Source organism: Sodalis sp. (in: enterobacteria) (assembly GCF_051710625.1).
In the GTDB taxonomy this organism is placed as follows: Bacteria; Pseudomonadota; Gammaproteobacteria; order Enterobacterales; family Enterobacteriaceae; genus JBPESN01.
The window spans coordinates 1-14812 of record NZ_JBPESN010000057.1 but is presented as its reverse complement, the minus strand read 5'-3'; the positions used below and the strand labels follow the sequence as shown (position 1 = coordinate 14812).

At 54.6% G+C, this 14812-nt stretch carries 10 protein-coding genes, 7 pseudogenes and 1 riboswitch; of the genes and pseudogenes, 13 read left to right on the top strand and 4 right to left on the bottom strand.

Annotation, left to right across the window (positions count from 1 at the left end):
• The first annotated feature begins 477 nt into the window (after window positions 1-477).
• The 8 genes and pseudogenes from ACTBDU_RS12505 to ACTBDU_RS12470 all read left to right on the top strand — a co-directional run bounded on the left by ACTBDU_RS12505 (window position 478) and on the right by ACTBDU_RS12470 (window position 7889).
• Window positions 478-756, top strand: a complete 279-nt coding sequence (locus ACTBDU_RS12505) for a hypothetical protein (protein ID WP_438806673.1) — start codon at window positions 478-480, stop codon at window positions 754-756.
• Window positions 757-1115: 359 nt separating this feature from the next.
• Window positions 1116-1292 (top strand): hypothetical protein, encoded by a 177-nt coding sequence (locus ACTBDU_RS12500; protein WP_438806672.1) that lies wholly within the window; start codon window positions 1116-1118, stop codon window positions 1290-1292.
• 459 nt (window positions 1293-1751) lie between these two features.
• Window positions 1752-2792 (top strand): annotated as a pseudogene (locus ACTBDU_RS12495) (SDR family NAD(P)-dependent oxidoreductase).
• A 152-nt stretch (window positions 2793-2944) separates the two neighbouring features.
• Window positions 2945-3746, top strand: a pseudogene (locus tag ACTBDU_RS12490) (alkaline phosphatase family protein).
• Window positions 3743-4419 (top strand): annotated as a pseudogene (locus ACTBDU_RS12485) (ABC transporter permease); the annotation flags it as partial. The pseudogenes ACTBDU_RS12490 and ACTBDU_RS12485, both read left to right, overlap by 4 nt.
• Window positions 4399-5143, top strand: a pseudogene (locus ACTBDU_RS12480) (ABC transporter permease). The pseudogenes ACTBDU_RS12485 and ACTBDU_RS12480, both read left to right, overlap by 21 nt.
• Window positions 5144-5145: 2 nt before the next feature.
• The gene (locus ACTBDU_RS12475) at window positions 5146-6132 is read left to right on the top strand and encodes an ABC transporter ATP-binding protein (protein WP_438806671.1); all 987 of its coding nucleotides are present in this window, start codon (window positions 5146-5148) and stop codon (window positions 6130-6132) included.
• A gap of 86 nt (window positions 6133-6218) precedes the next feature.
• Window positions 6219-7889, top strand: coding sequence for a Na/Pi cotransporter family protein (locus tag ACTBDU_RS12470; RefSeq protein WP_438806670.1), 1671 nt, complete (start codon window positions 6219-6221; stop codon window positions 7887-7889).
• 22 nt (window positions 7890-7911) lie between these two features.
• On the opposite strand, the gene lysC is transcribed toward ACTBDU_RS12470, so the two are convergent.
• Genes lysC through ACTBDU_RS12455 form a run of 3 tightly spaced genes read right to left on the bottom strand, consistent with a single transcriptional unit; the run spans window position 7912 to window position 9285 of the window.
• Window positions 7912-8847 carry a lysine-sensitive aspartokinase 3 gene (gene lysC / locus ACTBDU_RS12465; protein WP_438806669.1) on the bottom strand — a complete coding sequence of 312 codons (936 nt, stop codon included), beginning with the start codon at window positions 8845-8847 and terminating at the stop codon, window positions 7912-7914.
• 6 nt (window positions 8848-8853) lie between these two features.
• Window positions 8854-9024, bottom strand: a complete 171-nt coding sequence (locus ACTBDU_RS12460; protein WP_438806668.1) for a hypothetical protein — start codon at window positions 9022-9024, stop codon at window positions 8854-8856.
• 33 nt (window positions 9025-9057) lie between these two features.
• Window positions 9058-9285 (bottom strand): hypothetical protein, encoded by a 228-nt coding sequence (locus ACTBDU_RS12455; RefSeq protein ID WP_438806667.1) that lies wholly within the window; start codon window positions 9283-9285, stop codon window positions 9058-9060.
• A gap of 108 nt (window positions 9286-9393) precedes the next feature.
• Window positions 9394-9590, bottom strand: a riboswitch (Lysine riboswitch).
• A 283-nt stretch (window positions 9591-9873) separates the two neighbouring features.
• Between ACTBDU_RS12455 and pgi the strand changes: the two are divergent.
• The 5 genes and pseudogenes from pgi (at window position 9874) to ACTBDU_RS12430 (ending at window position 14038) form a co-directional block, all read left to right on the top strand.
• Window positions 9874-11534 (top strand): annotated as a pseudogene (pgi, locus tag ACTBDU_RS12450) (glucose-6-phosphate isomerase).
• A gap of 878 nt (window positions 11535-12412) precedes the next feature.
• Window positions 12413-12631: a YjbF family lipoprotein gene (locus tag ACTBDU_RS12445; protein WP_438806666.1), complete on the top strand. Its 219-nt coding sequence runs from the start codon at window positions 12413-12415 to the stop codon at window positions 12629-12631.
• On the top strand, window positions 12606-13061 hold the full coding sequence (locus ACTBDU_RS12440) for a YjbF family lipoprotein (RefSeq protein ID WP_438806665.1): 456 nt from the start codon (window positions 12606-12608) through the stop codon (window positions 13059-13061). The genes ACTBDU_RS12445 and ACTBDU_RS12440 overlap by 26 nt, the downstream gene beginning before the upstream one ends.
• Window positions 13058-13774 (top strand): annotated as a pseudogene (locus tag ACTBDU_RS12435) (capsule biosynthesis GfcC family protein). Before ACTBDU_RS12440 ends, ACTBDU_RS12435 begins: the two are co-directional and overlap by 4 nt.
• Before the next feature lie 39 nt (window positions 13775-13813).
• Window positions 13814-14038: a YjbH domain-containing protein gene (locus ACTBDU_RS12430; RefSeq protein ID WP_438806664.1), complete on the top strand. Its 225-nt coding sequence runs from the start codon at window positions 13814-13816 to the stop codon at window positions 14036-14038.
• A 25-nt stretch (window positions 14039-14063) separates the two neighbouring features.
• Here ACTBDU_RS12430 and ACTBDU_RS12425 read toward each other — a convergent pair.
• Window positions 14064-14812: pseudogene (locus ACTBDU_RS12425) on the bottom strand (IS3 family transposase); the annotation flags it as partial.

Genomic DNA, 14812 nt, shown 5'->3' with positions numbered 1-14812 from the left:
ACCCTAAAAGGTTAACCATGTGGGTAAGTCATGGGGCTTACCCATACAGCAAGGACATCTCAAATTTAAGAGAAGTAAAGCAAATAATGAATTTTCTTTTCTGATCGCCCCATATGAGAGATATTTTGTATATTATTAACTATAATCAATAAGTTATAGAGAAAAGAAAATAAGGAAGAGGAAGAAGAAAACAAGTAATTTTGCTTTTGATATGGATGGAAAAGAAAATTTTGTCGCACGCCTTAAACAACTATATAAGCATATAGAAGCGCTAGAGCTGCTGCAAATGAATGGGGGTTATCCTTCTCAACATTGCACAACTATTTAACTAGAGGTACAGAACCATCTTTTACAATGGTCCAGAGCACTGCATATAAGGAACACGTCAGCCTGGACTGGCTTGCATTTGGTTCACTATGCACTCAAAAAGAAGTGGCCTCAACTAGCGAGATTCAGTCGATTAACGAGGAAAGCCTAATGGAGGATCCTTTAGAAGCCACTTGGCATATGATTTATAAGTCGCTAAATAAAAAATATTCAGAGGCATTAATAAGCCTGCTTTTGCAAGAAGGGGCAAGGGGTGTATTGGCGTTATCAGGACGTAAAGATGACTTAGATAGCCTGTTACTCCAACTTTTAAAAGAAGAAAAAGAACGTCTGATAGACCTACACGAAGCTAAAAAGGGGGCGGTATCTGAAGAGTGTGCAGTAGAAGATGTGGCAAGCTTAAACTGTAAGAAAAGTAGAACGGCCTAAATAAAGATTAGGCCATTATCTATCTCATTTCATTATTTTTATGATTTACTAAAATTTTTTAACCTAATTCACATATATCTAATGGATGCTCAAAAGGCGTTTAAACTACCTTTAAATCTGCTCAAACCACAGTCATTCGAGTCCAGAATTTAGCGCAAAAAAATCATTTTCTGCCCATTTTTTTGCGACGAGTCCAGAATCTGTAAAATCTCTGTAAGCCGTGCCATTAGAGGGCTTCCGGCTAACCCATTGTTTAACTTAAGAGTCCAGAAATGATTGCCACCCCACACTGTTGCTAGCATTCGCGCAGGGGGTCGAGTCGCTGATGGTGTTCGATCGGTTGGCGAAGGACGGTACCGATGGTCGCTGAAGCTTTCGCACTACGACCCCCCGGTAGCCGTATGGTGGCGCTTAATCCTTCCGGCAAGATGTTTATCGGGCCGACGGGGGTATCCATCTGCCCGGCCGCCGGGACGGATTTCCGGCGCCAGACCTGGTTTGGCCATAACGCGCCGACAATGGACATGCGCTATTAAGCGAATTTCGCGGCGATGCTGAGCTATGCGCGCCTGCGTGCATCTCCGGCCACGCCATTGCTATGACCAGGCCAGGATGATGGTCCGCTCGTCCGCCGACGATTGGATTAAATTTTGCGCCGAACGCTAGCCGGACAATGCCATTCGGCTCGGTGTGGCAGCCCCGCGCGCGGGGCTGTCCGACTGGTCAGGTATTGAGTGGCCGGGAGGGGGCGTAGAGCCAGCGGCTGTTTTTTAAAATCAGCCTGCGCCAGGAGGCGTTAATACTGTCTGCGGGCGGATCGGACGGGGATCTACGCGTGGTCCGCATCAGCCCGTGCCCCGTCGGCCGAGCGCCGCTACTGTGGGGCGTTACGCCGCCTGCCCAGATAAGGCGGGGCTTGTTGCCCGTTTTAGCGGCATCAAACTGCAGGCTGCCGGAAGCGAAGGCTGCATCAGCTAATAAAAGGAGCTACAACCATGCGTTTTCAGCGGAAAGTGGTGCTGGTCACCGGCGCGTCAAGCGGTATCGGCGCGGCGGCGGTGGAACGTTTCGCCCAGGAAGGTCAGGTCATGAGCGTCGATATGCCCGATTCCTGGGCCAACTGGAAACAGGCCTGGCAGGATTTTTGGCCAGCCAATACCAGATACAGCACAGCGATACGGATATGAGTTCCGCGCAGGAAATCGCCAAATTTTTGGCGGAAAAGAATAACGCCAGCGCCGATATCGGCGATGTCGGCGTCTCCTTTGCCCCGCTGGCGGTACAAAAGGGAGTGACGCAACCCTATAAACCCAGCACCTGGGATCAAATTCCTGCCTGGGCGAAAGATAAGGACGGCCACTGGGCGGTGGCCGGCCTACACCGACACAATTGCTTTTATCGTGAATAAACAGACGGTGAAGGTCATTCCCCATAGCTGGGTGGATTTGCTCAAGGGCGATTATAAAGTCGCCTTAGGGGGTGTCGGCACCGCGGCGCAAGCGGTAAACGGCGTGCTGGCGGCCGCTTATGCCATGGGCAGCAACGAAACGAATTTGCAACCGGGCCTCGATTTCTTTGCCAAACTGGTCAAAGCCGGCCGGCTGGGCTTGAACGATCCCACTATCGCCGCGCTGGAGAAGGGCGAGGTGGACGTCGGGATCATCTGGGACTCTAACGGCCTGAACTACCGCGATACCATTGATAAAACCCGGTTTGAAGTGCTGATCCTTGCCGATGGTACCATCACCTCCGGCTACAGCACCATCATCAACAAATACGCCAAACATCCCAACGCCGCCAAATTCGCCCGTGAATACATCTTCTCGGATGCCGGGCAGATCAATTTGGCCCGCGGTTACGCCCGTCCAATTCGCGTCGAGTATCTGACGCTGCCGGCTGACGTCCAGGCGAAACTGCTGCCCGAGAAACAGTACAAGAATGCTCACCCGATAGCCGATACCGCGGCCTGAGGAAAGAACGCCAAAGCGCTGCCGCGTCTGTGGCAGGAAAACGTGATGATGGCGATGAAGCAATAAACAGATTTCCCTGGCGCCGTGCCAGCGGTATGGCCCTTTTCGCCGGCGGCGCGTCGACGGCCAGGGGATTGGCGTTGGTGTCGCGCGCCTCGCAGCGGTAATCGACCGCGGCGGGGACGTCCGCGCGAGACTGACAGGCATGAGGAACGGGTGTGAAAACAATTTTAGTGATTTTGGACGGACTCAGCTATGTGGTGGCTTATAACGCCATGGGTTACCTGCATGGCGAATGCACCGCCGGCCGCGGCCGGCTTTATTCGTTGACCTGTGAATTGCCGTCGTTATCGCGTCCGTTGTACGAATGTATTCTTACCGGCGTTCCGCCGGTAAGAAGCGGGGTAGTACATAATGAGATTATCCGCCTGTCGCACCACCGCAGTATTTTCCACTTCGCGTGTGCGGCCGGACTCACCACGGCGGCAGCGGCTTATCATTGGGTGAGTGAACTGTATAAACCGCGCACCCTTCAACGCCGCGGAAGACAGACACACGCTGGCGCCAGCGCTGCCGATTCAGTACGGGCATTTTTATCATGCGGATCATTACCCGGATTCCCACGTGTTCGTGGATGCAGAAAGCTTGCGGCGGCGCCATAAGCCGAACTTTTTACTAATCCATCCGATGAATATTGATGACGCCGGCCATCGCCACGGCCTGTCGACGCCCCAGTACCGCAACGCCGCACGTCACGCCGATGGTTGTTTACTGTCGCGCTGGCTGCCGGGGTGGCTGTCGGCGGGCTATCAGGTCATCGTGACCGCCGATCATGGTATGAACGACGATCGCAGCCACGGCGGTATTTTACCGGAAGAACGCCAGGTGCCGCTGTTTGTGTTCGGCGACGCCTTCACTCTCTCCCCGGCACGGCCCCTGCAAACGGAACTCTGCGGTACGATATGCCAGTTGCTCGGCGTGGACTATGACAGGCCGGCCTGCAGGGATCTGTTGCGATGAAGGGCAAAGAGATAGCGGCGCTGGTGCCCCTGCCGTTTGCGCTGCTGTTTAGCGCATTTCAGATAGCACCGCTGGCGTGGATGGCCATCGGGAGTTTCCTGAGCGACCTCGACGGATGGGGGGGCTTACCAACTACCGCACGATTTTCAGCGCGCCGTTCTATCGCCAGGCAATGCAGTTCTCCCTGCAACTGACGCCTTCCTCCAGACTGTGCGGCCTGCTTATCGCCATTGTCGCCAGCTACTCCTTACATTGACTGGGCGCCAACGGCTGCGTCACCTTGCTGCTGCGCCGCTATGGCTGGATGACGGATTTTAGCCTGTACTCCAAAACCGGCTTAACGGTGCTTTATACTTATTTTCAGATCCCGTTAGGGGTACTGCTACTTTATCCCGCTTTCGGCGCGCTGCGCGAAGAATGGCGCGAATCCGCGGCTCTGCTCGGTGCGAGCCGTTTGCGTTTCTGGTGGCACATCGGTTTGCCGGCATTGACCCCGGCGCTGCTCGGCACCTTTGTGATCCTACTGGCCAATGCGCTCAGTGCCTACGCCACCCTCTTTGCGCTGACTACCGGTAATTACAACATCATTCCGATCCGCATTTCTGCGCTGGTGGCAGGCGATCTCGATCCGCACCTGGCTAGCGCGTTGGGTATGGTGCTGGTGGTGCTGTTATTACCGCTGGCGGCAACGCTGGTTTATGCCCTCAGCAGCACCTGTGGGCCACGATTTTACCGCAGGTATTTGAGATTAACTGGTTTTTGGATCTGTGGCGCGACCCGTGATTTTTAACCGCCTTGGGCCATTCTCTGCTTATTTGCCTGGGCGCGCTGCTGCTGTTGGCGTTGCTGGTGCTGCCGGTGATTTTTGTTATCGCCTACTTCTTTCCCTGGCTGGACGGGGTGATGAATATTTTCATCCTACTGCCGTTCGCCGTCCCGCTTATCGTCTCCTCGGTAGGGCTATTACAACTGTATTCCGACGGCCCGCTGGCGCTAACCGGCACCCCCTGGATATTAATCGGCTGCTACTTTACCTTGATGCTGCCGTTTATGTACCGCGCCGTGAATAATATAACATGCAGGCAATCAACTTGCGCAGCCTGATGGATGCGGCCCATCTGCTGGGTGCCAGCACCGAACAGGCGGCGCTATTGGTCATCCAGCCCAATCTGCGCAAGGGCTGTATGATAGCGATGCTGCTGTCATTTTCCTTTCTTATCGGCGAGTTCGTGGTTGCCAACCTGTTAGTGGGCAATCGCTACGAAACCCTGCAGGTCTACCTCTACAATATGCGTAACGGCCGCTGCCGTTTCACCAGCGCGCTGGTCATTTCCTATTTTGTGGTGGTCCTGCTGTTGACATTGCTGGCCAATGCGGTCGGTAAGGAAAAGGAGTGAAGATGGGGTATTTAACGGTTAAGCAACTGAACAAGCATTATGGTCCGACCCAGGTGTTCGCCAATATCGATTTCAGCGCCGACGAAGGCGAATTTGTCACCTTGCTGGGCCCGAGCGGTTGCGGGAAATCGACGTTATTGCGCTGTCTTGCCGGTTTAACCGCGGTAGACAGTGGCGAGATTACGCTTGATGCACAAGATCTGCTGCCGCCACAACAGCGCGGTATCGGCATGCTTTTCCAGAGCTACGCGCTGTTTCCCAATATGACGGTCACGGCCAATGTCACGTTTGGCCTGAAGATGCAAAAGCTGACCCCCGACGTTATCCGCCAGCGCACCGATGAGGCGCTGGCGCTGGTAGAGTTGCAGACTTTCGCCCACCGCTATCCTTATCAACTTTCCGGCGGGCAAAGCCAGCGGGTGGCGCTGGCCCGATCGCTGGTGACCTGGCCGCAGCGGCTGCTGCTCGATGAACCGTTATCGGCGCTGGATGCGCGTATTCGTCGCTATTTGCGCGACCAAATCCGCCTCATCCAGCAGGAGCTTAAATTAACCGCTATTTTCATCACCCACGACCAGGAAAAAACGCTGACGCTGTCCGATAGAGTCGTGCTGATAAATCAGGGGCACATTGTACAAAACGACAGCGCGGAGATGCTCTACACCCGGCCGGGAAACGCTTTTGTCGCCGGATTCATCGGCAGTTACAATATACTGGAGCCCGAGCAGGCCAGCGCGCTCACCGGGCGAGGTCATACCACGCGGGTCGCCATACGGCCGGAATCCATTACGCTGGCGCAGGCCGGGCAAGGGCTTGACGCGGTTATCCTCGCCCATAGGCTGTTGGGCAACGTGATACGTTATCGGGTGAAATGCCGCCAGGTTTTGCTGTTAGTGGATGTTTTGAACCGTTCTGCGGCAGATTGCTATCCAAATAACGGTCGAATTGGTCTACAGTTAAAGTTATCAACACTATGCGAGGTTGCCTGATGCGCGGCCCCATGAACCTCCTTATCAACACAGGGTCGCCGGTAAGGAGTGCCGGTATTCATCTATAATAGGGAGCTTCAAACCGAGTGTTAACGCTGTTACATCTATTGTCCGCCGTGGCGTTGCTGGTATGGGGCACTCATATCGTTCGCACGGGCATAATGCGTGTCTATGGAGCCCGGCTACGGCAGGTGCTCAGCCGCAGCGTAAAGAAGAAAACTATGGCCTTTATGGCCGGCATCGGCGTGACCGCGCTGGTGCAGAGCAGCAACGCCACCGCCATGCTGGTGACGTCCTTCGTGGCCCAGAAGTTGGTGGCGCTGACGCCGGCGCTGGTGATCATTCTCGGCGCCGATGTGGGTACCGCCCTGATGGCGCGGGTGCTGACCTTCGATCTTTCTTGGCTGTCGCCGCTGTTTATTTTCATTGGTGTCTGCCTGTTCCTCGGCCGTAAACAATCCCGCGCAGGCCAACTGGGGCGCGTCGCTATCGGTCTGGGTCTGATTTTGCTGGCTCTAGAGCTTATCGTCAGCGCCTCTACACCCATCACCCAGGCCAACGGCGTCAAAGTCCTATTCTCGTCACTGACCGGCGATATTCTGCTGGATGCTTTGACCGGGGCGCTGTTCTCTATTATCAGTTATTCCAGCCTGGCGGCGGTGCTGCTGACCGCGACCCTCTCCGCTACCGATGTTATTTCCTTTAAAGTGGCGCTATGCCTGGCGATCGGGGCAAACCTCGGCAGCGGGATCCTGGCGATGCTCAACGCCAGCGGCCAGAACGCCGAAGGTAAACGCGTCGCCCTGGGCAGCTTACTGTTCAAACTTATCGGTTGTCTTGTCGTGCTGCCGTTTGTCTCGCCGCTGGCGCAATTGCTGGAACGGCTGCCGCTGGCGGATTCAGAACTGGTTATCTATTTCCACGTGTTCTACAACCTGCTTCGCTGCATAGCCATGGTGCCCTTCGCCGAACCTATAGCGCGTCTGTGCAGCAAGTGGATTACCGATACGCCGATTGATGATCGAAGCGTGCGTCCACGTCATTTGGATACCATCGCGCTGGATACGCCGGCGGTGGCGCTGGTCAACGCCGCCCGGGAAACCCTGCGAATGGGCGATGTGGTGGAAAGCATGCTGCTGCTGCACACCGAAGTGCTGCACGGGCAGGTTGATAAAAACCGCGAGGTGCGTCGTCTGGACGACGACGTCGATGTGCTGTATACGGCCATCAAACTCTATCTGGCGCAGATCCCCAAGGAGGATCTGGACGAAGCGGATTCCCGTCGCTGGGCGGAGATCATTGAAATGGCGCTCAATCTTGAGCAGGCGGGGGATATCATCGAACGTATGACGGGGGATATCGCCGCGAAATCGCTGAACGCGCGCCGTACTTTCTCGGCGCAGGGGATGAAGGAGCTGGATACGCTGCATGAGCAGCTGATGTCGAATTTACGGTTAAGCCTGTCGGTATTCTTGTCTAACGACATGACCAGTGCCCGCCGTCTGCGCCGCGCCAAACACCGCTTTCGTATCACCGACCGCCGTTATGCCCATGCCCATGTGGACCGGTTGCATCAGCAGAATGTGCAGAGCCTGGAGACCAGCTCGCTGCATTTGAGTCTGCTGGGGGATCTGAAACGTGTCAACTCGTTGTTCTGCTCGGTGGCATATAACGTGCTGGAGCTGGACGAAGGGTCCGAAGAGGATGAAGTTCGCGAACGTGACGACGGCCGACCACCGGCCGCCGGCACGTCCTGACGGCGCCCGCCGCCGAAGAGGCTCAGTCGAACAGCGCGCTGTGTAGGGTTCGCACCACCTGCTTGGCGTCGCCGCCCGGCACTAGCAAGCAAAGATTATGGCTGCTGGCGCCGTAACAGATAAGCCGGATGTTGAACGGATCCAGAACCCCGAACACCTCTTTTCCCACCCCACAGGCCCGCGACAGTTTATTACCAATCAATGCCACCAGCGCCAGATCCTCTTCCACCTCTACCCGGCACAACGAGGAGAGCTCGGTCAGCAGCGCCTGCGTGAGCAGGCTCGCGCCGGTGGTGGTGGAGCCGGTGGTATCCACGGTCAACACCACACTAACTTCGGAGGTGGTGATAAGATCCACCGAGATGGCATGCCGCGCCAGAATATTAAACCCTTCCGCCAGAAAACCGCGGGCGTGCAGCATATTGAGGCTGTGCAATGTCAGCAGCGTCTGGCGCCGGCGCTGAGCTAAAGCGCAGAACAGCGGCGGATTGTCGGTGTGATTATACACCAGCGTGCCGCCGGCGCCGGGATCCTTACTGGAGCCGACAAAGACCGGAATCGCGCTGCGTACCGCCGGCAGCAGCGGCGCCAGGTGCAGAATTTTGGCGCCAAAGGTGGCCATTTCCGCGGCTTCCTCGAAGCTGATTTCGTCAATGCGTTTGGCCGCCGGCACGACGCGCGGATCGGTGGTATAGATGCCGGGCACATCAATCCAGATATCGATTCGCCCCGCCTCCAGCGCTTCCCCCAGCAGCCCTGCGGTATAGTCGCTGCCGCCGCGTCCGAGTGTGGTGGTGCGCCCTTTTGCCTCGCAGCCGGCCGATAAAGCCTTGGGTGATGACCAGCTCAGTTTCCAGGCGCGGCAGCAGCAGAGCAGGGTGCGCGCCTGCGCCTTAAGAGCATGGCTGTCCGGTTTGGCGCGGCCGAATTGATCGTTGGTACGCATGACTTTACGCACATCAAACTACGCCGCCGCCACGCCGCGCTGGCGCAAGACTTCCACAAACAGCAGCGTCGACATCAATTCGCCGTGGCTGACTAGCTCATCGGTCAGTGCCAGAGACGTCGCCAGGCCCGCCGCCTCGGCCAGCATAGCGATATTATGGATCATCCGGTCGACCTCTTCGCGGATCACCGTCTGTTCCGCCAGATGGTCGATAATGCTGTATTAAATGCGGCGGATTTCATCCAAATAGTAGGCACGGCGCTCCGCTTCGTTGCCTTTCGACAGTGCGACTAGCACATTGGTGACGCCGGCCGAGGCGGAAAGCACCACCAGACGCACCGCGGGATTGGCTAAGACGATATCCGCGCTGCGGTTCATCGCGTCGAAATCGGCCACGCTGGTGCCGCCGAATTTGGCTACCCCCAGGGAAGCAGCAGAGTTGTTTGACATGCCTAAAAATACCTCGTATCGGATGCCATAGCTGATGACATCGGTGAAAACAGATCAGGCACGAGTCAAGCGCGGAAAACAGGGAGCAGGCGTAGAAGTTGGCTACGGTACCCCAGAAGCGCTCCACTGTGCTGATCGCCTGGTGGCGAACAATGCTGGTGACAACCCAGGGAATTCAGCCCCTGTGGTCGACGGCGGCCGGCCCGTATGCCCGCTACCGTCTCGGCGTCGCTCCCCCTCAGGTGTGGTCACGGGAAAACGGATCCTCACACACCCTGCCTAAGCGACGCGCCTCTTCTGGTTAACGCATCAGATGCGTCACTAGGCCATTAGAAACACCGGGTAATAACGGTGATGTCAACGTAGCAACGCGTGATTTTATCATCGCTGGCCCGTTTCCCGGCAGACGGCAATTTGCAGCAAGAAAATCAGCGTGAGTCTGTTAGGCTAAATAAAGGCATGCCTCAAGGTGTCGCCGGTTCTGGCACCAGGCGCTATCATTAGCGCAAGAAAAGGCATCCCCTGCGCGGCGATAGCGATACAATCGAAAAAATATGCGACGATTTAATCACCTATAAGAGTGTTGTTATGAAAAATAACAATCCTAGTCATACCGCGGCCTGGAAAGAGCTGCAACAACATTTGGCTACGATGAAAGAGTGCAGATAAGCGACCTGTTCGCGCAGGAGCCTGAGCGTTTTTCCTCTTTCTCGGCCACCTTCGACGATCAGATGCTGGTGGACTTACTCGAAAAACCGCATCACCGCCGAAATATTGACCCGGCTGCTGGCGCTGGCGCTGGCGCTGGCGGAAGAGTGTGGCGTCAAGGAGGCTATCGCCGCCATGTTTAGCGGCGAGAAAATTAACCGTACTGAAGATCGGCGGTGTTGCATGTTGCGCTGCACAACCGCAGCAACACGCCGATTAACGTGGACGGCAAAAATGTCATGCCGGACGTTAATGCGGTGCTGGCAAAAATGAAACAATTTTGCGATCGGGTAATCGGCGGCGAATGGAAAGGGTATACCGGTCGCACCATTACCGATATCGTTAATATCGGCATCGGCGGCTCCGATCTTGGCCCGTATATGGTGACCGAGACGCGGCGGCCTTATAAAAACCATCTCAATATGCACTATGTGTCCAACGTGGATGGAACGCATATTGCCGAAACGATAAAAGACCTGGATCCGGCTACCACGTTATTCCTGGTGGCGTCCAAGACCTTTACTACCCAGGAAACCATGACCAACGCCCACAGCGCCCGGGATTGGTTCTTGAAAACCGCCGGGGATGAGCAACATGTCGCCCGTCATTTCGCCGCACTGTCCACCAACGTAAATGCGGTAGCGGAATTTGACATCGATACCGAGAATATGTTTAAGTTCTAGGATTGGGTGGGAGGCCGCTATTCGCTCTGGTCCGCCATCGGGTCTGTCCATTGCGCTGTCGCTCGGCTTCGATAATTTTGAAAAATTGCTCAGCGGCGCGCACGCTATGGACCACCACTTCGTCTCGACGCCGCTGGATAAGAATTTGCCGGTGCTCTTGGCGTTTATCGGTATTTGGTATAACAATTTCCTCAGCATGGAGACGGAGAGGATTTTACCTTACGATCAATACATGCACCGTTTTGCCGCTTATTTCCAACAGAGAAATATGGATTCGAATGGGAAATGTGTCGATCGCGGGGGGCATCCCGTCAGCTATCAAACCGGACCTATTATTTGGGGCGAACCGGGCACCAACGGTCAGCATGCGTTTTATCAGCTGATTCACCAAGGGACTAAAATTATCCTCTGCTACTTTATCGCGCCCGCCATCAGCCACAATCCCCTTGCCGATCATCACGCCAAGCTGCTCTCCAATTTTTTTGCTCAGACCGAAGCGCTGACTTTTGGCAAGTCACGCGAAGCGGTGGAGCAGGAATTCAGCGCGGCCGGGAAATCACTGGATCAAGTGCAGCATGTTGCGCGTACAAAGTGTTTGAGGGCAATCGTCCCACCAACTTCATCTTGCTGCGCGAGATTACCCCTTATAGTTTGGGCGCGCTGATTGCGCTGTATGAACACAAGATTTTCACGCAAGGGACAATATTAAATATTTATACCTTTGACTAGTGGGGCGTTGAGTTAGGCAAACAACTCGCCAACCGCATTCTGCCGGAATTGGCGCAAGATAATCCGATTGATGCCCATAATAATTCCACCAATGGCCTGATCAATCGCTATAAATCCTGGCGTCACTGATAAACTTTTCTTGAGAGCGCGCGGCCAGTTTCTGGCCGCCTTGCTGTTAGCGCCCGGCGATCAACAGAGTAAAGCGTGACGGCGGTAGCGATTTAGAAACACTTTTAGGGTGATTCTTAAAAACACACCGGCAGGCGCCGGATAATGACAGTAAAATTTAACAAAAGATTTCTATTTTTAATCATTACAAAGCAATAAGTTATTGCTCATCCTTCGTCTGCGTTATTGCTACTGGCCACAGGCGTTAACGTAATATATCGCTCATCGCTGCAACTTTTTACCTTAGGCAGGGTTAATATGGTATTCCTTTTAGCAAATTATCGCGACCGTAAAGGAGTAATGTCGATATTTAATTTTACATTACAATAACAAAGCAGTGTGATATTTTACAATTATCCGTTCTTACCCGCCTTTCAGCACTTTTGCGCCCTTCTCATGAGTCAAGGATGCAATCAATATTTTATTATATTGATTTATATTTTTTCTAAAAGATAATTAGCTATTAACTTAATTTATAGTAATCATCCTCATGAGTTAAAGGTATTTAATATGAAAAAACTGTTAAGTGTAGTAATAGCTGCAGCGTTGATGGCGAGTGGTTCCTATGCTATCGCAGCACCGATAGTGGCCAGGGCGGCACCGCAGGTGGCGCAACGGCTTCCGGCCTGAGTGTTGGCGCAGTTACTGCGGTAGGTGTCGGCGCTATCGCCGTTATCGCTGGCGCGGCATTGATTTCCTCCCACAACGACGATAACGGTAGCGGTGGTAACAACCCGAGCACGAGCACCACGACTTCAACGTTCTAAGTAAAAAAATAATCAGTAACCACACGCAAGTGTGGTTATTTCTTGGACATTTTTCGTTTAAGATGAAACGACGTGCGCTATTTCTTTTTGTTAGTAGCGTGCTTTCTGTTGACTGCTTGCAGTCAGTCACAACAGGGTATAGGTGATACGTTCGCATTGGCCATCTTTGGAACGCCTGACGTTGATATGACGCCGGCGCAGGTGCGTGCAATCCCTTACGCCAGTATATACGCCAAGGTGAACGACGGGTCGCAGATTTTCTGCGGTGCTGGCGTATGCCGAACAGGGTAATTTGAAATGGGCTACCCGCGACCAGGCGATGCTGGTGACGCGCAACGGGCGTCTCGTCAAGACTCTGGGATTGACAAATAACCTGCTGGAAGTGACCAACCTCGACACCGATCCCCTTATCCATCCCGATCGCATTCTAAATGGCACCGAATGGACGTCCACCCGTTCCTGGACAGAAAAGGGCCAACTGCTGGCCGCGACATTTATTTCCCGCTTTAGTCTGGCGGATAATGAAACGCTGACGATACTCAATGTCCCCCACGCGACCCGCGTGCTTGAGGAAGATGTCACCGTGACAGAACTCAAGACGCACTACCGTAACCGCTACTGGGTGGATGCGCGATCCGGTGCCGTGATAAAAACCGAACAATTTATCGGACCGGACCACTTCCCGATCAAAACCACCATCTTAAATCCCTATAAACCATGAAAAAACAACTCTTAGTCGCCGTGAGTTTATGTGCTGGTTTTATTGCGTCCGCCATGGCCGACAGCCGGGTGGCGATTCATTATCCTGGGCAATCCCAGGCGCTGGTGTTACAAGGCGCTGCCAATCTGGAACAGCTTACGCTGCGGCCTGAGCTTAACGGACGCACGTGGTGGCCGGGCACCATGATTGCGGAAAGGACCGCCAGCGGGATACAGCAGCAGGCGCAACAGCAGTTGCTGGCTCGATTAAGTGCTTTTAGTCTGGAGCTGCGCGGCGATAATGACGGCGAATTGGCCGACTCGGTGGACAGGGTGCGCGCGCAGTTGGCCGCCACGCGGGTAACCAGGTGGCAATTTGTGCGGCTGGATCCGGACTGGATACGTTTGCATTCCGAGGCCAATCGCCGATTGAGCGGCGAATATAGCGTCTATACGTTATCCCGGCCCACCAGCATACAGGTGGTCGGCGTCACGACGCCTGCCGGCCCGCAGCCCTATCAGCTCGGTCGCGATGTCGCCGAATATCTGCAAGCCCACCAGCGCTTGAGCGGCGCGGAAAAGAACGTGGTCTGGGTTGTTTAGCCTGATGGCAAAACGGAGAAAGTGCCCGTGGCGTACTGGAATCACCGTCATGTGGAAGTGGCGCCGGGCAGCATCATCTACGTTGGGTTCTCTTCCTGCTCACTGCCCAAGGGCCTACCGGGATGTAAATGAACAGATTGTCTCCTGACTGACTCACCGGATCCCTGACTGATGAATAAAAAATATCTTCTCAGTTTTATTGCGCTATCGGTGGCCAGCGCCTGTCAGGCCGCTTCTTACCCCGCGCCGATAGGGCCGTCGCAAATGGATCAGGGCGGTGTGAGTCTGTTGCAAACGCCAACCGGGCGTATGGCGCGGGAAGGCGAGTTCAGCATGAACTATCGCGATAACGATCGGTACCGTTTCTACTCCCTGAACTTTGTAGTGATCAACTAATACTGGCCACCGCATTAGTGTTTTTCTAGTATCTATTTTCTGATTCGTTTGGTGGCAACCCACCGTTATATTCATACGGCCTGAGTGCGCTGTAATATCCCACGATATAGTCGGTAATTTCATGAGCTGCTTCGCTGAAGCTTATGTAGCACGTTACCGGTATCCACTCGTTTTTCAGACTTCTGAAGAAGCGCTCCATCGGACTGTTATCCCAACAGTTACCCCGCTGACTCATGCTTTGTTTGATCCGGTAACGCCACAGCAACTGTCGGAACTACCTGCTCGTATAGTGGCTACCCTGATCGCTGTGGAACATCACTCCGTCTGGTTTACCACGTGTTTCCCATGCCATTTCCAGTGCTTTGATGGTCAGTCTGCTGTCCGGGGAGAACGACATAGCCCAGCCCACCGGTTTCCTCGCGAACAGATCAAGAACAACCGCAAGGTATGCCCAGCGTTTCCCGGTCCAGATATACGTCACATCGCCGCACCATACCTGGTTTGGCTCCGTTACAGCGAACTGGCGCTCAAGATAATTCGGGATCGCAACATGCTCCTGACCGCCACGCTTATACCTGTGCGTCGGCTGCTGACAACTGACCAGCCCCAGCTCTTTCATGAGCCTGCCTGCGAGCCAGCGCCCCATCCGGAAGCCTCTCTGGGTTGCCATGGTGGCGATACTTCTCGCGCCAGCGGCACCATGGCTGATACTGTGCAGTTCATGAACCTGACTGCGCAATACCGTTCGCCTGCCGTCTGGCCTGTCAGGACGAC

Bases quoted from the DNA above. Each gene is read 5' to 3' on its own strand.
- ACTBDU_RS12505 (WP_438806673.1), top strand. From the start codon at position 478: ATGGAGGATCCTTTAGAAGCCACTTGGCATATGATTTATAAGTCGCTA.
- ACTBDU_RS12430 (WP_438806664.1), top strand. From the start codon at position 13,814: ATGAATAAAAAATATCTTCTCAGTTTTATTGCGCTATCGGTGGCCAGC.
- ACTBDU_RS12500 (WP_438806672.1), top strand. From the start codon at position 1,116: ATGGTCGCTGAAGCTTTCGCACTACGACCCCCCGGTAGCCGTATGGTG.
- ACTBDU_RS12455 (WP_438806667.1), bottom strand. From the start codon at position 9,285: ATGTCAAACAACTCTGCTGCTTCCCTGGGGGTAGCCAAATTCGGCGGC.
- ACTBDU_RS12475 (WP_438806671.1), top strand. From the start codon at position 5,146: ATGGGGTATTTAACGGTTAAGCAACTGAACAAGCATTATGGTCCGACC.